The following is a 17,589-nucleotide window of genomic DNA, read 5'->3' on the forward strand; positions in this document are numbered from 1 at the left end:
CGACCTCGCCGTGCCCTGCAGCGCGCGGCGGTGGACGCACGCCGGCGCACCACATCACGCGCTCTAGCCTTGCACTCGGACAAGGTATGCTGCGTGCAGGACGACCCCATGACTTCATCCCAAGCCCCCCATCTCGAGCAGGATGCCCAGGACCCCGGCCTGATCCGGTTGTCCGGCCAATGGACGTTGCGCACCGCGCTGGCGGCGGCCGACGTGCTGCGCCAGGCGCCCGAAAAGGTGACCGGCATCGATGCCAGCGGCATCACCCAGCTCGATTCGGCCGGCGTGCTGCAGGTCCTGCGTGTGGCCCATCGTGCCGACCTGGCCGAGGATGTGCTGATCTTCCGCGAGGAACACCAGGCGCTGGTGTGCACCATCGAGGAAGTCGCCGACGACCGGCCGCGCGCCAAGCGCGACTTCGGCGTGCTGGCCGCGCTGGAACGGCTGGGCGTCAGCGTGCATGGCATGGGCCACAACATCGTGGCGCTGGCCAGCTTCCTCGGCGAGAACCTGGTCAAGGGCGCGCGCCTGATCAAGGAGCCGCGCCGGTTCCGTCTCACCGCCACCGTGGCGCAGATGGAACAGGTCGGGCTGGACGCGGTGCCGCTGGTGGCGCTGCTGTCGTACCTGGTCGGTGCGGTGATCGCCTTCCTCGGTTCGACGATCCTGCGCGACTTCGGCGCGGAGATCTACGTGGTGGAACTGGTCTCCATCGCCTTCCTGCGCGAGTTCGCGGTCCTGCTCACCGCCATCGTGCTGGCCGGCCGCACCGCCAGCGCCTTCACCGCGCAGATCGGCGCGATGAAGGCGCGCGAAGAAATCGACGCGATGAAAACGCTCGGCCTGGACCCGATCGATCTGCTGGTGCTGCCGCGCCTGGTGGCGCTGCTGATCACCCTGCCGCTGCTGACCTTCATCGCGATGGCCGCCGGTCTGGCCGGCGGCATTACCGTGGGCGCGTTCGACCTGGGCATTCCGCCGCAGATGTACATCGCGCGCATGCACGAGACGATGGAAGTGCGCAACATGCTGGTGGGCCTGTCCAAGGCGCCGGTGTTCGCGCTGGTGATCGGCCTGATCGGCTGCCTGGAAGGCCTGAAGGTGGAAGGCACCGCCCAGTCGGTCGGCGAGCGCACCACCTCCAGCGTGGTGCAGGCCATTTCCCTGGTGATCATCCTCGACGCGTTCGCCGCGTTGTGGTTCATGAAAATGGGTTGGTAAGCGATGCAGACCGACACTGCCCCGGCCACCGACGACACCACCTGCGACGACGCGGGCCTGGCCATCCGCGTGCGTGGGCTCACCAACCGCTTCGGCAGCCAGGTGGTGCACGACGGGCTGGACCTGGACGTGCGGCGCGGCGAGATCCTCGGCGTGGTCGGCGGCTCGGGCACCGGCAAGTCGGTGCTGATGCGCAGCATCCTGGGCCTGCGTACGCCCGACGAAGGCCGCATCGAGGTGCTCGGCGTGGATGCGCGCTCCGGTGATCCGGCCGACCGCCTGCACATCGAGCGCAACACCGGCGTGCTGTTCCAGGACGGCGCGCTGTTCTCCTCGCTGACCGTGGGCGAGAACGTGCAGGTGCCGCTGAAGGAGCACCATCGCGAACTGCCGGACCGCTGGCATTACGAACTGGCGCTGCTGAAGGTCAAACTGGCCGGTCTGCCCGCCGACGCGATCAACAAGCTGCCCTCGCAGCTGTCCGGCGGCATGCGCAAGCGCGCCGGTCTGGCCCGCGCGTTGGCGCTGGACCCGCCGCTGCTGTTCCTGGACGAACCCACCGCCGGGCTGGACCCGATCGGCGCGGCCGCCTTCGACCGCCTGATCAAAACCCTGCAGGAAGCACTGGGCCTGACCGTGTTCCTGATCACGCACGACCTGGACACGCTGTATGCCATCTGCGACCGGGTGGCGGTGCTGGCCGACCGCAAAGTGGTGGCCAACGCACCGCTGCACGAGATCGAGCAGCTGGACCATCCGTGGATCCAGGAATACTTCCACGGGCCGCGTGCCCGCGCCGCGCGCGCGGCCGTGCCGCCACCGCCCGATCGCGACGCGACGGCGACCACCCCCTGATGAACCGCACTTTTCCGGGTACCTGACGCATGGAAACCAAAGCCAACTACGTACTGATCGGCGCTTTCACCCTGGTGGTGGGACTGGCGCTGCTGGCGTTCGGCCTGTGGGCCGCCAAGTACTCCTCCGACCGTACCTGGACCGAATACCGGGTGGTGTTCCGCGAGGCAGTGACCGGCCTGTCGGTCGGCAGCCCGGTGCAGTACAACGGCATCGCGGTCGGCTCGATCACCGAACTGAACCTGGTGCCCGACGACCCGCGCCAGGTGGTGGCCCGGATCCGCCTGAACTCCAACACGCCGGTCAAGACCGACACCCGCGCCAAGCTGGCGATCACCAGCCTGACCGGGCCGTCGATCATCCAGCTCAGCGGCGGCACCCCGCAGGCGCAGCCGCTCACGGTGGTCAACAAGGACCCCGCGCCGATCATTCCGACCACCCCGTCGGCGCTGCAGAACATCACCGACGTGGCCAACCGCATCGTCGAACGCATGGACCAGGTGTTGAGCGACCGCAACGTGGCCAGCATCAACGCCACCCTGGCCAACCTGGAAACCATCAGCGGCGGCCTGGCCGACCGCGACCAGGGCACCCAGGCGCTGCTGCTCAGTGCGCGCGATGCCGCGCGCAGCCTGGACACCACGCTCAAGACCACCAACGGCACCATCCAGCGCCTGGACACCAATCTGGTGCAGCAGCTGCCGCCGATCCTGGACAAGCTGGAAACCACGCTGACCAAGCTGGATTCGGCCGCCGGCAACGCCGATTCGATCCTGGGCGAGAACCGCGCGGCGATCAACAGCTTCGCCAACGACGGCCTGGCCCAGCTCGGCCCGACCCTGACCGAGCTGCGCGGCCTGATCCGTGACCTGCGCCGGGTCAGCGACCGCCTCGACAACAATCCGGCACGCTATCTGCTGGGCCACGACGCGCCCAAGGAGTTCGAACCCAAATGAGCCGCCCGACCCTGCTCCGCACCCTGTTGCCCGTTGCCCTGATGACCCTGCTGGGCGGCTGCTCGCTGCTGGGCAGCAGCGAGCGCAGCGCCGTGACCATCTACTCGCCGGTGGTGCGCATCCAGCCCGATCCGGCCTGGCCGCGCGTGGACTGGCAGCTGATCCTGGTCAAGCCCACCGCCGCGCGCGTGGTCGACAGCCCGCGCATCAACGTACGCCCCTCGCCCTCCGAGCTGGAGGTGTACAAGGGCGTGAGCTGGGCGCAGCCGGCCACCGACATGGTCGATGACGCGCTGGTGCGCGGCTTCGAGGATTCCGGCCGGATCGGCGGCGTGGCCCGCGCCACCACCGGCATCCGCGCCGACTACAAACTGGCCCTGGACGTGCGCCGTTTCGAGGCCGACTACCGCGGCCAGGCCACCCCGACCGCCCTGCTGGAGATCAACGCCAAGCTGATCCACGTGGTCGACCAGCGGGTGGTGGCCGATCGCACCTTCCGCCAGGAGCGTCCGGTTGGCAGCACCGCGGTGGCCGACGTCGCCCAGGCCATCGAGCAGAGCCTGCAGGCGTTCACCACCGAGGTGGTGGGCTGGACGCTGACCACCGGCCAGGCCGACCACCAGCGGTAACCTCACGCGGTGCGCCATCGCCACGCGGCCAGCCCCGGCGCGTGGCCGTCAGGAAGGCGCGATCCAGCGGAAGGTCAGGTTGATGCGCTCGGCCAGCGGCCGTGTGCTTTTGGGCAATGCATGCTGGTAATGACGCTGGGTCTGCCCGCCCATCAGCAGCAGATCGCCGTGCCCCAGCGTCACCTCGGCCTTGCGGCCATGATCGTCGCGACGGCGCAGCAGAAAGCGCCGCTCGGCGCCCAGGCTCAGTGACGCGATCAACGGCGTGGGCCCCAGTTCGGCCTCGTTGTCGCTGTGCCAGCCCATGCCGTCGTCACCATCGCGGTAGCGGTTGAGCAGCACGCTGTTGAATCCGGTGCCGCACAGCGCGGCCAGCCGCTCGCTCAGCGGCAGCAGCGCCGCATGCCAGGGCGCCGGCACGAAGTCCGTGCCGGAGTAGCGGTAGCGCGCCGCCGGATCGCCCATCCAGCAGCTCAGCCGCGGCGAATCGACCTGGCGCCCGAACAGGCGGATGCGGTGAACCTCCCACGGCACCTCCTCGCGCAGTTGGCGCTGCAACGCATCGGCCTCCGGGGCGGCCAGCCAGTGGCGGTGCCAGTGCACCCGGGCATCGGGAAGGTGGAGATCCATGCACTCCCTCAGGGCCACCGCAGCGCCCGCGGACGGGACGCTGCGATGCACCTCCGGTTCGCTCAGGCCTGGACGAACGCCACGCCGGTTTTTTCCTTCAGTTCGTCCACGCCCACGCCAGGGGCGGCTTCCACGAGCACCAGGCCATCGTCGGTCACGTCGAACACGGCCAGGTCGGTGATGATGCGGTCGACCACGCCCACGCCGGTCAGCGGCAGGGTGCAGTCCGGCAGGATCTTGTGCTCGCCGTTCTTTGCGGTGTGCTCCATCAGCACCACCACGCGCTGCACGCCGGCCACCAGGTCCATCGCCCCGCCCATGCCCTTGACCATCTTGCCGGGCACCATCCAGTTGGCCAGGTCGCCCTTGTCGGTGACCTGCATCGCGCCGAGGATGGCCAGGTTGATGTGGCCGCCACGGATCATCGCGAAGCTGTCGTGGCTGCCGAAGTAGCTGGCACCGGCACGCGCGGTGACGGTCTGCTTGCCGGCATTGATCAGGTCGGCATCCACCTCGGCGTCGGTCGGGAACGGACCGATGCCGAGCAGGCCGTTCTCGGACTGCAGCCACACATCCACGCCGTCGGGAATATGGTTGGCGACCAGGGTCGGCAGGCCGATACCCAGGTTGACGTAGGCGCCATCGGTCAGTTCGCCGGCGGCGCGGGCCGCCATTTCATCGCGGGTCCATGCCATGTCAGTTGCCCTCCGCACGGATGGTGCGCTGTTCGATACGCTTCTCGGGATGCGGGTTGTGCACGATGCGGTGCACGTAGATGCCGGGCAGGTGGACCTGGTCCGGATCGATGCTGCCCACCGGCACCACCTCCTCCACTTCGACGATGCACAGCTTGCCGGCCATCGCACAGGCCGGGTTGAAATTGCGCGCGGTCTTGCGGAACACCAGGTTGCCGGCCTCGTCGGCCTTCCACGCCTTGACCAGCGCCACGTCGGCGCGCAGCGCGGTTTCCATCACGTAGTGCTTGCCGTCGAACTCGCGGGTTTCCTTGCCCTCGGCCACCACGGTGCCGTACCCGGTCGCGGTGAAGAACGCGGGAATGCCCGCACCACCGGCGCGCAGGCGCTCGGCCAGGGTGCCCTGCGGGTTGAACTCCAGTTCCAGCTCACCGGCCAGGAACTGCCGCTCGAACTCCTTGTTCTCGCCCACGTAGGACGAGATCATTTTCTGGATCTGGCGGGTTTCCAGCAGCTGGCCCAGGCCGAAGCCATCCACGCCGGCATTGTTGGAGATCACCGTCAGGCCCTTGGCCCCGGTGTCGCGCAGTGCGGCGATCAGCGCCTCGGGAATGCCGCACAGGCCGAAACCGCCGACCGCCAGGGTCTGGCCATCGGCGATCACGCCCTGCAGTGCCTCGGCAGCGCTGGCGTACTGCTTGCCGCGCCGCGTGGCGGTGTCTGGGGACTTGCTCATCTACGCCCTCACCTCGTTGATGTAAGGGCGCATTGTAGCGGTTGGACACTGTTTTCCCTGCCGCGCTGCAGCGCGTTCAGCGCGCGGGGAACTGCGCCATCACCTGCGCAAGGCCGTCCTGCCAGGACGGCAGAACCAGACCGAAATCGGCTTGCAGACGCGATACGTCCAGGTGCGAGTAGGCGGGCCGGGGCGCAGGCGTGGGGTACTCGGCAGTGGTGATCGCCTCCACGCGCGGCGCACGCGGCAGCACGCCACGGGCCACGGCGGCGGCGAAGATCGCCTCGGCAAAGCCGTGCCAGCTGGTCTCGCCCGTGGCGGTCAGGTGCCATGTGCCGGACAGGCCACCGGCAGGGTGCAGCGCGCGCGCGGTGACCTCGGCGATCAGCGCCGCCGGCGTGGGCGTACCGATCTGGTCGGCAACCACGCGCAGCACATCACGCTCGGCGCCCACGCGCAGCATGGTGCGCAGGAAGTTGGCGCCGTGCGGGGCGTACACCCAGGCGGTGCGGAAGATCAGGTGACGGCCGCCGGCGGCCCGGATGGCGTCCTCGCCGTCGCGCTTGGTCATCCCATACACGTTGAGCGGCGCGGTCGGGGCGTCCTCCCGGTACGGCACGCGCGAGCGCCCGTCGAACACGTAGTCGGTCGAGTAGTGCACCACGGGGACATCGTGCTGCGCGCACCAGCGCGCGATGGCCGCAGGGGCGTCGGTGTTGGCCCGGCGCGCGGCATCCGGTTCCTGCTCAGCCCGGTCGACGGCGGTATAGGCGGCCGCGTTGACCACCACCGAGGGCCGCAGGCGATCCAGCAACGACGGCAGCGATGCCGGCCGATCCAGATCGGCCACCTCGCAGACCGTCCCATCGGCGAGCCGCCCGCTGCGGGTGGTGGCGATCACCGGGCCCAGCGGCGCCAGCGCGCGCAGCAGTTCCCGCCCGAGCTGGCCATTGCCGCCCAGCACCAGCACGGTCATGCCACGTAGACCGGCAACCGGTCGGGGGCGATGTCCTTCAGGAACGGCGCCTGCTCATCCTTGGGCGACAACGACGGCGCGCTGACCGGCCAGTCCACGGCCAGATCGGCATCGTTCCAGCGGATCGCCGCATCGGCCTCTTTGACGTACACATCGGTGCACAGGTAATTGAACAACGCCATTTCGGACAACACGGCAAAGCCGTGGGCGAACCCCGGCGGTATCCACAGCTGACGACGGTTCTCGGCGCTGAGGATGAAGGCCTCCCAGCGCCCGAAGGTGGGCGACGCCCGGCGGATGTCGACCGCCACGTCGTACACCTCCCCCTGCAGCACGGTCACCAGCTTGCCCTGCGGTCGCGGCCACTGGTAGTGCAGGCCGCGCAGGACACCTCGTGAAGAAGAGGAGACGTTGCTCTGGACGAAACCGCCCGGAAGGTCGTGCGCGGCAAAGCGCTCGGCATTCCAGGTCTCGAAGAAAAACCCGCGGTCATCGCCGAACACACTCGGCTCGATTACCTTGCAGCCCGGCAGCAAGGTGTCGATGATTTTCACGGCACCGATCCTCGCTGCACCAGCTTGTGCAGGTACTGCCCGTAGCCGTTCTTGATCAATGGTGCCGCCAGCGCTTCCAGCTGCTCGGCATTGATCCAGCCCTGACCGAACGCGATTTCTTCCGGGCAGCACACCTGCAGGCCCTGTCGGGTCTGGATGGTCTCAATGAAGTTGGACGCCTCCAGCAACGACTGGTGCGTACCGGTGTCCAGCCACGCATAGCCACGACCGAGCGCTTCCAGGTGCAACTGGCCTTCGCGCAGGTAACGCTGGTTGAGGTCGGTGATCTCCAGCTCGCCGCGCGGCGACGGCTTGAGGTCGGCGGCGTAGTCGCTGGCATTGCCGTCGTAGAAGTACAGGCCGGTGACAGCGTAGTTCGAGCGCGGCTTCTCCGGCTTCTCGACCAGATCCACGACCTTGCCGGCGCTGTCGAACTCGGCCACACCATATCGTTCCGGGTCATTGACCCAGTAGCCGAAGACCGTCGCTCCGTGCTGCCGCGCGTCGGCGCTGCGCAGCATCTGCCCCAAGCCGTGGCCGTGGAAGATGTTGTCACCCAGCACCAGGCAGCTCGGCTTTCCACCGATGAAGTCGCGGCCGATCAGGTACGCCTGCGCCAGCCCGTCCGGGCTCGGCTGCACGGCGTACTCGATGTTCATGCCCCACTGCGAACCGTCGCCCAGCAATGCCTGGAACAAGGCCTGCTCATGCGGCGTGTTGATGATCAGCACGTCGCGTATCCCGGCCAGCATCAGCACGCTGAGCGGGTAGTAGATCATCGGCTTGTCGTACACCGGCAGCAGCTGTTTGCTGACGCCCTTGGTGATCGGATAGAGACGGGTGCCTGAGCCACCGGCGAGAATGATGCCCTTGCGTTGCGTCATGCGGTTGTCCTGTGTCTGGTGATCGCCGCCGGTCAGGCGGCGGTGCCGATGCGCTGCAGACGGTAGCTGCCGTCGAGCACGCCGTTGACCCATGCCTGGTTGTCCAGGTACCAGTCCACGGTGAAGGCGATACCCTGCTCGAAGGTGTACTTCGGCTCCCAGCCCAACTGATCCTTCAGCTTGGAGGCATCGATCGCATAGCGGCGGTCATGGCCCGGGCGGTCGGCCACGTAGGTGACCTGGCTGCTGCGCGGCTGGCCATCCTCGCGCGGACGACGTGCATCGAGCAGCGCGCAGATCGCATGCACCACCTCGATGTTCTCCTTCTCCGAATTGCCGCCCACGTTGTAGGTCTCGCCGACCTGGCCCTTGGCCAGCACGGTGCGGATCGCCTCGCAGTGGTCGGACACGAACAGCCAGTCGCGCACCTGCCTGCCGTCGCCGTACACCGGCAGGGGTTCGCCGGCCAGCGCCTTGGCGATCACCAGCGGGATGAGCTTCTCGGGGAAGTGGTACGGGCCGTAATTGTTGGAGCAGTTGGTGGTCAGCACCGGCAACCCGTAGGTGTGGTGGAACGCACGCACCAGGTGGTCCGAGGCCGCCTTGGACGCCGAGTACGGCGAGTTCGGGGCATACGGAGTGGTTTCGCTGAACTTCCCGGTCTCGCCCAGGGTGCCGTACACCTCATCGGTGGACACGTGCAGGAAGCGGAACGCCGCGCCCTGCTCTGCCGGCAGCGCCTTCCAGTAGTCGCGTACCGCCTCAAGCAACCCCAGCGTGCCGACCACGTTGGTCTGGATGAATGCGCCAGGACCGTCGATGGAACGATCCACGTGGCTTTCGGCCGCGAAATTCAGCACCGCGTCGGGCTGATGCTCGGCCAGCAGGCGGGCAACCAGCGCCTGGTCGCCGATGTCACCTTCGACGAACAGATGGTTGGCATTGCCCTCCAGCGAGGACAGGGTCTTCAGGTTGCCCGCGTAGGTCAGCGCATCAAGATTGATGACGCGCACGCCTTTGGCGACCGCCTCCAGTACAAAATTACCGCCAATGAAGCCGGCTCCGCCGGTTACAAGCCAAGTGGGCACTACCCGTTCTCCTGTTCGGTTACGTCCCGGGCGGGTAGGTGGGCCGCCCCGGCACAGCGGCACAGCATACATTGCACCCGCCTTCACGACTGCCTGCCGCAGGTGAACGCCAGCGGCACGCGCCGCTTTTTCTGCTGCATTGCGGCATCACCATACGCATTCGCATGGTGCCGCGCAGGCAGTTAGAATCCAGGTCCCACCCCCGAACCGGTTGCTGTTCCAAGGACCGGACGTTCCCCCGTTATTGAAGGATCCCGCACCAGATGAAAATCCTCGTCGCGTACAAGCGCGTGGTGGACTACAACGTCCGCATTCAGGTCAAGCCGGACGGTTCCGGCGTGGTCACCGATGGCGTCAAGCTGTCGCCCAACCCCTTTGACGAGATCGCCTTGGAAGAAGCGCTGCGCCTGCGCGACAAGGGCATCGCCACCGAGGTCGTGGTTGCCACCATCGCACCGGCCGACGCCCAGGCCCACCTCCGCAACGGTCTGGCGATGGGTGCCAACCGGGCCATCCACGTGGTCACCGACCAGGCCATCCAGCCGCTGACCGCCGCACGCACCCTGCTCAAGCTGGTCGAAAAGGAACAGCCGGACCTGGTCATCCTGGGCAAGCAGGCGATCGACGACGACGCCAACCAGACCGGCCAGATGCTGGCCACGCTGTGGGGCCGCCCGCAGGCGACCTTCGCCAGCAAGCTGGACATCGCCGACGGCAAGGCCACGGTCATCCGTGAAGTCGACGCCGGCCTGGAAACGCTGGAAGTGGACCTGCCGGCCGTGGTCACCACCGACCTGCGCCTGAACGAGCCGCGCTTCATCAAGCTGCCCGACATCATGAAGGCCAAGGCCAAGCCGCTGGAGACCCTGCAGCTGGCCGATCTGGGCGTGGAAGCGGCCGATACCTTCAGCACCACCCACTACGCCGCGCCGGTCAAGCGCAGCAAGGGCGTGATGGTCAAGGACGCGGCCGAACTGGTCGCCGCACTCAAGCAGAAGGGGTTGCTGTAATGACCAAGATCCTCGTTGTTGCCGAACACCATGACGGCAAGCTCAACGCCGCCACCGCCAAAACCGTCAGCGCCGCAGCCGCCATCAGCGGCGCCAGCATCGACGTGCTGGTGCTGGCTGCCGACCCGGCCGCCGTGGCCGCCCAGGCCGCCGAACTGGCAGGCGTGGCCAAGGTGCTGACCGTGGCCAACGCCGCCAACGCCCAGGCCCTGGCCCAGGTGCTCGCGCCGCAGATCGCACAGCTGGCCAAGGGCTACACGCATGTGTTCGGGCCCTCGACCACCTTCGGCAAGGACCTGATGCCGTGCGTGGCCGCCCTGCTCGGCGTCAACCAGGTCTCCGACCTGATGACCGTCGAAGGCAGCCACAGCTTCAAGCGCCCGATCTACGCCGGCAACGCGATCATCACCGTGGACGTGCCGGCCGACCAGATCGTGGTCGCCACCGTGCGCGCGGCGTCCTGGCCGGAAGCGGCCAAGGGCGGCAGTGCCGCCGTTGAAGCGGCCAGCGTGGACGCGGCCCTGCCGACCCACACCCGCTTCATCGGCCTGGCCGCCGGTGCCACCGACCGTCCGGACCTGCAGAGCGCCAAGCGCGTGGTCTCCGGCGGCCGTGGTGTCGGCTCGGAAGAGAACTTCAAGATCATCTTCCAGCTGGCCGACAAGCTCGGCGCCGCCGTCGGCGCCTCGCGCGCGGCGGTCGATGCCGGCTACGTGCCCAGCGACCTGCAGGTCGGCCAGACCGGCAAGATCATCTCGCCGGAGCTGTACGTGGCCGTGGGCATCAGTGGCGCCATCCAGCACCTGACCGGCATCAAGGATGCAGGCACCATCGTGGCCATCAACAAGGACCCGGATTCGCCGATCTTCGAGATCGCCGACATCGGCCTGGTCGGGGACCTGTTCACGTTGCTGCCGGAGCTGGAAGCCGCGCTGTAAGCGCTGCGTGACGCCTGGGCCGCGCAACCTGCCGTTGCGCGGCCCTTGTGCCATCTGGCCTTGGAAGGCCCCTCCGCTCGAAAAAGCGACCCGTTCCCCAGAACGCTGTCGCTATAATCGGCGGTCACCCCCGTAAGGACTGCATTGATGACGCTCCCCTGTTTCAAGGCATACGACATCCGCGGCCGCGTTCCGGAAGAACTGGACGTTGCCCTCGCCGAGCGCATTGGCGCCGGCACCGCGTCCCTGCTGGGACCGGGGCCTGTCGTCCTGGGACGCGACATCCGCCTGAGCAGCCCGGAGCTGCAGGCGGCCCTGGAAAAGGGATTCACGGCCTCCGGCCGCGATGTGATCGACATTGGGCTGTGCGGTACCGAGGAGGTCTATTTCCAGACCTTCCACCGCCAGGCCGCCGGCGGGGTGATGGTCACTGCCAGCCACAACCCGATGGGCTACAACGGCATGAAGCTGGTTCGTGAACACGCGCGCCCGATCAGCGGCGACACCGGCCTGTTCGACGTACGCGATTTTGCCGCCGGCGATGCACCTTTGCCCTCGGGGGAGGGTGTGGTGCGCAGCGATACCGACAAGACCGCCTACATCCAGCACCTGCTGGGCTATGTCGATGTGACCGCACTCAAGCCGCTGAAGATCGTGGTCAACGCCGGCAACGGCGGCGCCGGTGTGGTGATCGACGAACTGGCACCGCACCTGCCGTTCGACTTCATCCGCATCCAGCATGAGCCCGACGGCACGTTCCCGAACGGCATCCCCAACCCGCTGCTGCCGGAAAACCGCGCCGCCACGGCCGATGCGGTGCGCGCCCACGGGGCCGATTTCGGCATCGCCTGGGACGGCGATTTCGACCGTTGCTTCTTCTTCGACAGCGCCGGCTCGTTCATCGAGGGCTACTACCTGGTCGGTCTGCTGGCCGTGGCGCTGCTCAAGCGCCGGCCGGGCGGCAAGGTCATCCACGACCCGCGCCTGACCTGGAACACCGTCGAAATGGTCGAGCAGGCCGGCGGCGTGCCGATCATGAGCAAGACCGGCCACGCGTTCATCAAGGAGCGCATGCGCGCCGAAGATGCCATCTACGGCGGCGAGATGAGCGCGCACCATTATTTCCGCGATTTCGCCTACTGCGACTCGGGCATGATCCCGTGGCTGTTGATCGCCGAACTGGTCTCGCAGACCAGCACGTCGCTCGGGGACCTGGTCGCCGACCGCATGAAGGCTTTCCCCTGCAGCGGCGAGATCAACTTCCGCGTCGATGACGCCAAGGCCACAACGGCCCGTGTGTTGGCCCACTATGCCGACCAGGCACCCGAGCTGGACCACACCGATGGCGTCAGCGTCGAATTCGCCACCTGGCGTTTCAACCTGCGCAGCTCCAATACCGAACCCCTTCTCCGGCTGAACGTCGAGACCCGTGGCGATGCCGCGCTGCTGCGCGCCCGGACCGAAGAGCTCACCGCTCTGATCGGCGGACAAGCCCCCCAACACTGATTCAGGACGATCTTCATGTTGCCCATTCTCCCCGTCATCCTTTCCGGTGGTTCCGGTACCCGCCTGTGGCCGCTGTCGCGCGAGGCATACCCGAAACAGTTCCTGCCGCTGGTGGGCGATGTCACGATGCTGCAGGCCACCTGGAACCGCGTGGCCGCCATTGCCGGCAGGGCGCCGATCGTGGTGGCCAACCAGGAACACCGCTTCATGGCCGCCGAACAGCTGCGCGAATGCAGCGTGGTGCCGCAGGCGCTGATTCTCGAGCCGATGGGGCGTAACACCGCGCCGGCGATCGCCATCGCCGCGCTGCAGGCACTGGCTGGCGGTGAAGACGCGCTGCTGCTGGTGCTGCCGTCCGATCATGTGGTCCGCAACGATGCCGCCTTCCACGCGGCGGTCAAGCAGGCGGCCGTGGCGGCCGATGCCGGCAAGCTGGTCACCTTCGGCATCGTGCCCACCGCACCGGAAACCGGCTACGGGTACATCAAGGCCCACGCCGGCGAAGGCGTGCGCGGCGTCGACCGCTTCGTCGAGAAGCCGAACCTGGAAACCGCCCAGCAGTACGTCAGCTCCGGCGAGTACTACTGGAACAGCGGCATGTTCCTGTTCAAGGCATCCCGTTATCTGCAGGAGCTCGAAGCACTGCAGCCGGCCATGCTTGCTGCCTGCCGCGCCGCACTGGACAAGGCTTCGCGCGACAGCGACTTCATCCGCCTGGACGCCGAAGCGTTCGCGGCCAGCCCCAACGATTCGATCGACTACGCGGTGATGGAAAAGACCGCCGATGCCTCCGTGGTTCCGCTGGATGCCGGCTGGAATGACGTGGGCTCCTGGTCGGCGCTGTGGGACGTGTCCGACAAGGACGCCGACGGCAATGCCTGCCACGGCGACGTCATCGCGCTGGACTGCCGCAACAGCTACGCCTACGGCACCCGCCTGATCGCGATGGTCGGGCTGGAAGATGTGGTGGTCGTGGAGACCGACGATGCCGTGTTCGTGGGCCACAAGGACCGCGTGCAGGACGTCAAGGAAATCGTCGGCCAGATCAAGCGCGACGGCCGCAGCGAAGCCGCTGCGCACCGCAAGGTCTACCGCCCGTGGGGTGCGTACGACTCCATCGACAACGGCGCCCGTTTCCAGGTCAAGCGCATCACCGTCAAGCCCGGCGCCACGCTGAGCCTGCAGATGCACCACCACCGCGCCGAGCATTGGATCGTGGTCAGCGGCACTGCCGAGGTCACCCGCGGCGACGACGTGATCCTGCTCACCGAGAACCAGAGCACCTATATCCCGCTCGGCGTGACCCACCGCCTCAAGAATCCGGGCAAGCTGCCGCTGGAGCTGATCGAGGTGCAGTCGGGCAGCTATCTCGGCGAGGACGACATCGTGCGGTTCGAAGACCAGTACGGCCGCGCCCAGTAAGGCTATCGCCCGCCCCTTTCCTCTTTTCTTGCAGCGAACATCCATGACCACCCAGATTCCCGTCAACTCCCTGTCACGGCATATCGCCCCCCTGCAGGAGCAGTTGGGCGCCATCGCGGCACAGATCATCGCCAGCGGCTATTACGTGCTTGGCCCGAACGTCAAGGCCTTCGAGCAGGAGTTCGCCGCCTACTGCGGTGCAGCGCACTGCGTCAGCGTCGCCAACGGCACCGATGCCCTGGAACTGTCCCTGCGCGCGCTGGGCGTGACCGAAGGCGATACGGTGGGCGTGGTTGCCAACGCGGCGATGTACGGCACCTCGGCGGTCCTGGCCTGCGGTGGCACCCCGCTGTTCATCGATACAGAGGCCGCCACCGGCGTGATGTCAGTGACGGCACTGCAGGCAGCGCTGGATGCCGGCGCCGCCCCGAAGGCGGTCATCGTCACGCACCTGTATGGCCAGCTGGCTGATATCGCCGCGATCGTGGCCCTGTGCCACGGCCGTGGCATCAAAGTGCTTGAAGACTGCGCCCAGGCACATGGCGCCATTCGCAACCAGACGCGCGCCGGCAGCTTCGGCGACATCGCCAGCTTCAGCTTCTACCCGACCAAGAATCTGGGTGCGCTGGGCGACGGCGGCGCGATTGTCAGCAACGACGCTGCACTGGCCCAGACCGCCGCACAGCTGCGTCAGTACGGCTGGTCGGCCAAGTACACCAACAGCCTGCGCGGTGGTCGCAACAGCCGTTTGGATGAAATCCAGGCCGCCATGTTGCGCGTGATGCTGCCGCACCTGGACGCATGGAATGCTCGTCGTCGCGAGATCGCCAACCGCTATGCCGCCGGCATCCGCAATCCGCGGATCCAGGTCGCCGCGCCGGTCGGCGAGGACAACGTGGCACACCTGTATGTGGTGCGCACCGATGACCGTGATGCACTGCGCAGCCACCTGCAGGCGGCCGGGGTGCAGACCGAAATCCACTATCCGCTGTGCGACCACCGCCAGCCGTGCCATGCCGGCGCGTTCGACACCGTGCAGTTGCCCGCCACCGAAGCAGACGCCGAGCGCGTGCTTACCCTGCCCTGCTTCCCGGAACTGACCGACGAAGAAGCCGATCAGGTCATCGCCGCATGCAACCGGTTCTGAGCCCCAGCGTGCCATCGCTTGCGCTTGTCGTCCCGATCTACCGCAACGAGGGTTCGATCGACGACCTGCTGCAGGCCGTCGATCACATCTCCCGCTCGGTGGACGGCGACTTCGAGGCCATTTTCGTCGTCGACGGCAGTCCCGACCGTAGCCATGCGCTGCTGCGCGAGAAGTTGCCGGGCTGCGCGTTCCGTTCGCAACTGGTCAACCTCACCCGCAATTTCGGCGCGTTCCCCGCGATCCGCACCGGCCTGCAGCAGAGCCAGGCCGACGTGACTGCGGTCATGGCGGCCGATCTGCAGGAGCCGCCGGAACTGGTGATCAACTTCTGGAAGCGCTACGCCGCCGAGCACTACGATGTTGCGTTCGGCATCCGCGAGGCGCGGCAGGATCCGATGGGCTCCAAGCTCGCGTCCACGGCCTTCTGGGCGCTGTATCGCCGGTTGGTCATCAAGGATATTCCCAAGGGTGGTGTGGACATCTTCGCGGTGAGCGCGGATTTCCGCGAACGGCTGCTGCTGCTCAACGAATCGCATTCCAGCCTGCTGGCGCAGTTGTTCTGGCTCGGTGGCAAGCGGGAGTTCGTCCCGTATCAACGCCGCGAGCGCCAGCACGGCAAGAGTGCGTGGACGCTGAGCAAGAAGCTGCGCTACCTGTCCGACAGTGTGTTTGCCTTCACCGACCTGCCGGTACGCATGCTCACTGCGCTGGGCCTGCTGGCCCTGGTGTTCACCGTGCTGCTCGGCGTACTGGTGGTGGCAGCCAAGTTGTCCGGCCTGGTCACCGTGCCCGGCTATGCCGGCACCATCCTGACGGTCCTGTTCTTCGGGGCCCTCAACTCCCTCGGCCTCGGCATCGTCGGCACCTACGCCTGGCATGCGTTCGAGAACACCAAGGCGCGTCCCCTGTCGATCAAGCAATCGGTCGAGACCTTCGAGAAGGAAGTCAAGTGAGTCATTTCGTTCATCCCAACGCCCTGTGCGAGAGCGACCAGATCGGCGACGGCACCCGGATCTGGGCATTCGCCCATGTACTGCCCGGCGCGCGCCTGGGCAGCGACTGCAACATCTGCGACGGCGTGTTCGTCGAATCGGACGTCGTGGTCGGTGATCGTGTCACCATCAAGTGCGGTGTCCAGCTGTGGAACGGCGTGCGCCTGGGCGACGACGTGTTTGTCGGCCCCAATGCCACCTTCACCAACGACCTGTTCCCGCGCAGCAAGGTCTACCCCGACCAGTTCCTGGGGACCGTGGTGGAAGCCGGCGCCTCGATCGGCGCCAACGCCACGATCCTGGCCGGCACCACCATTGGCAGCGGCGCGATGATCGGCGCCGGCGCAGTGGTGACCCGTTCGGTGCCGCCGAATGCGATCGTGATCGGCAATCCCGCACGCATCGTCGGTTACGTCAGCGACAAGGACGGCGCCGCGCACGCCCCCCAGATCAACGCACCGCAGGGTATCGCCGAGACCGCGGTGCCGGGCGTCAAGCTGTACACCATGCCGAGCTACGTGGACATCCGCGGCTCGTTGTCGGTCGGCGATTTCGATTCTTTCCTGCCGTTCGCAGCCAAGCGCTACTTCCTCGTGTATGGCGTGCCGACCCAGGAAACGCGTGGCGAGCACGCGCACAAGCGTTGCCACCAGTTCCTGGTCTGCGTGTCGGGGTCGGTACGGGTACTGGCCGATGACGGCACCCGCCGCATCGATGTCGAGCTGAGTTCGCCCAGCCAGGGCATCCACCTGCCGCCGATGATCTGGGGTACGCAGTACAAGTATTCCAAGGATGCCGTGCTGCTGGTGTTCGCTTCCGAGCCCTACGATTCGGACGAGTACATCCGCGACTACGCCAGCTTCAAGTCGCTGGCACATGCCGCAGGTTGATGCCGGCGCCCCCGGCGGCCTGCCGACCGGACCGCAACGCCCGCCGCTGCACGTGCTGGCGCTGCGTTTTCTGGTCGGCGGTGCGCTCAACACGGGTGCGACCCTGGTGCTCTATTGGGTGCTGCTGCGGTTCGTCCATTACCAGGCGGCCTACCTGATCAGCTACTGCGCCGGCATCGTGCTCAGTTACGCCTTGAACACGCGCTATGTGTTCAAGGCGCGGCACAGCTGGCTGAAGTTCGCGGCGTTCCCGCTGATCTACGCGGTGGTGTATGTCATGGGCGCACTCACACTGAAGGTGACTGTCGGTTACCTGCATGTACCCGCGGCGCTGGGGCCCATCATTTCCATCGTCGTCACGCTTCCCGTTTCCTTCCTGCTGACCCGGGCGCTGCTGCAGCGCCCGGATCGCTAATCGCACCGCAGACCCGGTTTCCACCTGGTCCGCCCGGCATCGAGT

19 protein-coding genes are annotated in these 17,589 nt (G+C 67.1%); 12 read left to right on the plus strand and 7 right to left on the minus strand.

The features are described 5' to 3' along the window. Nucleotides 1-108: 108 nt before the first annotated feature. From ACO6VK_RS02185 to ACO6VK_RS02200, 4 genes are read left to right on the plus strand one after another with little or no spacing between them, the layout of a single operon-like run. On the plus strand, nt 109-1,221 hold the full coding sequence (locus ACO6VK_RS02185) for an MlaE family lipid ABC transporter permease subunit (RefSeq protein WP_422505244.1): 1,113 nt from the start codon (nt 109-111) through the stop codon (nt 1,219-1,221). A gap of 3 nt (nt 1,222-1,224) precedes the next feature. Then, nucleotides 1,225-2,076, plus strand: coding sequence for an ABC transporter ATP-binding protein (locus ACO6VK_RS02190; protein ID WP_422505245.1), 852 nt, complete (start codon nt 1,225-1,227; stop codon nt 2,074-2,076). Between the two features lie 29 nt (nt 2,077-2,105). Then, nucleotides 2,106-3,032, plus strand: a complete 927-nt coding sequence (locus tag ACO6VK_RS02195; RefSeq protein ID WP_017354688.1) for an MlaD family protein — start codon at nt 2,106-2,108, stop codon at nt 3,030-3,032. Then, nucleotides 3,029-3,661 carry an ABC-type transport auxiliary lipoprotein family protein gene (locus ACO6VK_RS02200; RefSeq protein ID WP_422505246.1) on the plus strand — a complete coding sequence of 211 codons (633 nt, stop codon included), beginning with the start codon at nt 3,029-3,031 and terminating at the stop codon, nt 3,659-3,661. The genes ACO6VK_RS02195 and ACO6VK_RS02200 overlap by 4 nt, the downstream gene beginning before the upstream one ends. Before the next feature lie 48 nt (nt 3,662-3,709). Here the strand turns inward: ACO6VK_RS02200 and ACO6VK_RS02205 are convergent, their stop codons facing one another. From ACO6VK_RS02205 to rfbB, 7 genes are all read right to left on the minus strand, one after another. After that, nucleotides 3,710-4,291 carry an alpha-ketoglutarate-dependent dioxygenase AlkB family protein gene (locus ACO6VK_RS02205; RefSeq protein ID WP_422505247.1) on the minus strand — a complete coding sequence of 194 codons (582 nt, stop codon included), beginning with the start codon at nt 4,289-4,291 and terminating at the stop codon, nt 3,710-3,712. A 62-nt stretch (nt 4,292-4,353) separates the two neighbouring features. Further along, entirely contained in the window at nt 4,354-4,986 is a 633-nt protein-coding gene (locus ACO6VK_RS02210) for a CoA transferase subunit B (protein WP_422505248.1), read from the minus strand. A 1-nt stretch (nt 4,987) separates the two neighbouring features. Then, nucleotides 4,988-5,722: a CoA transferase subunit A gene (locus ACO6VK_RS02215; protein WP_422505249.1), complete on the minus strand. Its 735-nt coding sequence runs from the start codon at nt 5,720-5,722 to the stop codon at nt 4,988-4,990. Nucleotides 5,723-5,798: 76 nt separating this feature from the next. Then, the gene (rfbD, locus tag ACO6VK_RS02220; RefSeq protein ID WP_422505250.1) at nt 5,799-6,698 is read right to left on the minus strand and encodes a dTDP-4-dehydrorhamnose reductase; all 900 of its coding nucleotides are present in this window, start codon (nt 6,696-6,698) and stop codon (nt 5,799-5,801) included. Further along, complete coding sequence (rfbC, locus tag ACO6VK_RS02225; protein WP_422505251.1) at nt 6,695-7,252, minus strand: dTDP-4-dehydrorhamnose 3,5-epimerase; 558 nt, start codon at nt 7,250-7,252, stop codon at nt 6,695-6,697. Before rfbC ends, rfbD begins: the two co-directional genes overlap by 4 nt. Next, nucleotides 7,249-8,136: a glucose-1-phosphate thymidylyltransferase RfbA gene (gene rfbA / locus ACO6VK_RS02230; RefSeq protein ID WP_422505252.1), complete on the minus strand. Its 888-nt coding sequence runs from the start codon at nt 8,134-8,136 to the stop codon at nt 7,249-7,251. The genes rfbC and rfbA overlap by 4 nt, the downstream gene beginning before the upstream one ends. A 32-nt stretch (nt 8,137-8,168) precedes the next feature. Then, a complete protein-coding gene (rfbB, locus tag ACO6VK_RS02235) occupies nt 8,169-9,224 on the minus strand; it encodes a dTDP-glucose 4,6-dehydratase (protein ID WP_422505253.1) in 1,056 nt (351 codons plus the stop codon). A 263-nt stretch (nt 9,225-9,487) separates the two neighbouring features. Between rfbB and ACO6VK_RS02240 the strand changes: the two genes are divergently transcribed. The 8 genes from ACO6VK_RS02240 (at nt 9,488) to ACO6VK_RS02275 (ending at nt 17,544) form a co-directional block, all read left to right on the plus strand. Then, complete coding sequence (locus ACO6VK_RS02240; RefSeq protein WP_422505254.1) at nt 9,488-10,234, plus strand: electron transfer flavoprotein subunit beta/FixA family protein; 747 nt, start codon at nt 9,488-9,490, stop codon at nt 10,232-10,234. Beyond that, nucleotides 10,234-11,172 (plus strand): electron transfer flavoprotein subunit alpha/FixB family protein, encoded by a 939-nt coding sequence (locus ACO6VK_RS02245; protein ID WP_422505255.1) that lies wholly within the window; start codon nt 10,234-10,236, stop codon nt 11,170-11,172. The genes ACO6VK_RS02240 and ACO6VK_RS02245 overlap by 1 nt, the downstream gene beginning before the upstream one ends. Before the next feature lie 147 nt (nt 11,173-11,319). Next, a complete protein-coding gene (locus ACO6VK_RS02250; RefSeq protein ID WP_422505256.1) occupies nt 11,320-12,678 on the plus strand; it encodes a phosphomannomutase in 1,359 nt (452 codons plus the stop codon). 15 nt (nt 12,679-12,693) lie between these two features. Continuing rightward, nucleotides 12,694-14,100, plus strand: a complete 1,407-nt coding sequence (locus ACO6VK_RS02255; RefSeq protein WP_422505257.1) for a mannose-1-phosphate guanylyltransferase/mannose-6-phosphate isomerase — start codon at nt 12,694-12,696, stop codon at nt 14,098-14,100. A gap of 43 nt (nt 14,101-14,143) precedes the next feature. Beyond that, entirely contained in the window at nt 14,144-15,247 is a 1,104-nt protein-coding gene (locus ACO6VK_RS02260; protein WP_422505258.1) for a DegT/DnrJ/EryC1/StrS family aminotransferase, read from the plus strand. Continuing rightward, a complete protein-coding gene (locus ACO6VK_RS02265) occupies nt 15,232-16,200 on the plus strand; it encodes a glycosyltransferase family 2 protein (protein WP_422505259.1) in 969 nt (322 codons plus the stop codon). The genes ACO6VK_RS02260 and ACO6VK_RS02265 overlap by 16 nt, the downstream gene beginning before the upstream one ends. Next, nucleotides 16,197-17,129, plus strand: coding sequence for a WxcM-like domain-containing protein (locus tag ACO6VK_RS02270; protein WP_422505260.1), 933 nt, complete (start codon nt 16,197-16,199; stop codon nt 17,127-17,129). Before ACO6VK_RS02265 ends, ACO6VK_RS02270 begins: the two co-directional genes overlap by 4 nt. Continuing rightward, nucleotides 17,116-17,544 carry a GtrA family protein gene (locus ACO6VK_RS02275; RefSeq protein WP_422505261.1) on the plus strand — a complete coding sequence of 143 codons (429 nt, stop codon included), beginning with the start codon at nt 17,116-17,118 and terminating at the stop codon, nt 17,542-17,544. Before ACO6VK_RS02270 ends, ACO6VK_RS02275 begins: the two co-directional genes overlap by 14 nt. Nucleotides 17,545-17,589: the final 45 nt, after the last annotated feature.

Source organism: Stenotrophomonas sp. GZD-301 (assembly GCF_049310345.1).
GTDB lineage: Bacteria > Pseudomonadota > Gammaproteobacteria > Xanthomonadales > Xanthomonadaceae > Stenotrophomonas.

Excerpts from the sequence above, each read along its gene's own strand:
- ACO6VK_RS02185 (WP_422505244.1), top strand. The coding sequence starts at position 109 with ATGACTTCATCCCAAGCCCCCCATCTCGAGCAGGATGCCCAGGACCCC.
- ACO6VK_RS02190 (WP_422505245.1), top strand. The coding sequence starts at position 1,225 with ATGCAGACCGACACTGCCCCGGCCACCGACGACACCACCTGCGACGAC.
- ACO6VK_RS02195 (WP_017354688.1), top strand. The coding sequence starts at position 2,106 with ATGGAAACCAAAGCCAACTACGTACTGATCGGCGCTTTCACCCTGGTG.
- ACO6VK_RS02200 (WP_422505246.1), top strand. The coding sequence starts at position 3,029 with ATGAGCCGCCCGACCCTGCTCCGCACCCTGTTGCCCGTTGCCCTGATG.
- ACO6VK_RS02205 (WP_422505247.1), bottom strand. The coding sequence starts at position 4,291 with ATGGATCTCCACCTTCCCGATGCCCGGGTGCACTGGCACCGCCACTGG.
- ACO6VK_RS02210 (WP_422505248.1), bottom strand. The coding sequence starts at position 4,986 with ATGGCATGGACCCGCGATGAAATGGCGGCCCGCGCCGCCGGCGAACTG.
- ACO6VK_RS02215 (WP_422505249.1), bottom strand. The coding sequence starts at position 5,722 with ATGAGCAAGTCCCCAGACACCGCCACGCGGCGCGGCAAGCAGTACGCC.
- rfbD (WP_422505250.1), bottom strand. The coding sequence starts at position 6,698 with ATGACCGTGCTGGTGCTGGGCGGCAATGGCCAGCTCGGGCGGGAACTG.
- rfbA (WP_422505252.1), bottom strand. The coding sequence starts at position 8,136 with ATGACGCAACGCAAGGGCATCATTCTCGCCGGTGGCTCAGGCACCCGT.
- ACO6VK_RS02240 (WP_422505254.1), top strand. The coding sequence starts at position 9,488 with ATGAAAATCCTCGTCGCGTACAAGCGCGTGGTGGACTACAACGTCCGC.
- ACO6VK_RS02245 (WP_422505255.1), top strand. The coding sequence starts at position 10,234 with ATGACCAAGATCCTCGTTGTTGCCGAACACCATGACGGCAAGCTCAAC.
- ACO6VK_RS02250 (WP_422505256.1), top strand. The coding sequence starts at position 11,320 with ATGACGCTCCCCTGTTTCAAGGCATACGACATCCGCGGCCGCGTTCCG.
- ACO6VK_RS02255 (WP_422505257.1), top strand. The coding sequence starts at position 12,694 with ATGTTGCCCATTCTCCCCGTCATCCTTTCCGGTGGTTCCGGTACCCGC.
- ACO6VK_RS02260 (WP_422505258.1), top strand. The coding sequence starts at position 14,144 with ATGACCACCCAGATTCCCGTCAACTCCCTGTCACGGCATATCGCCCCC.
- ACO6VK_RS02265 (WP_422505259.1), top strand. The coding sequence starts at position 15,232 with ATGCAACCGGTTCTGAGCCCCAGCGTGCCATCGCTTGCGCTTGTCGTC.
- ACO6VK_RS02275 (WP_422505261.1), top strand. The coding sequence starts at position 17,116 with ATGCCGCAGGTTGATGCCGGCGCCCCCGGCGGCCTGCCGACCGGACCG.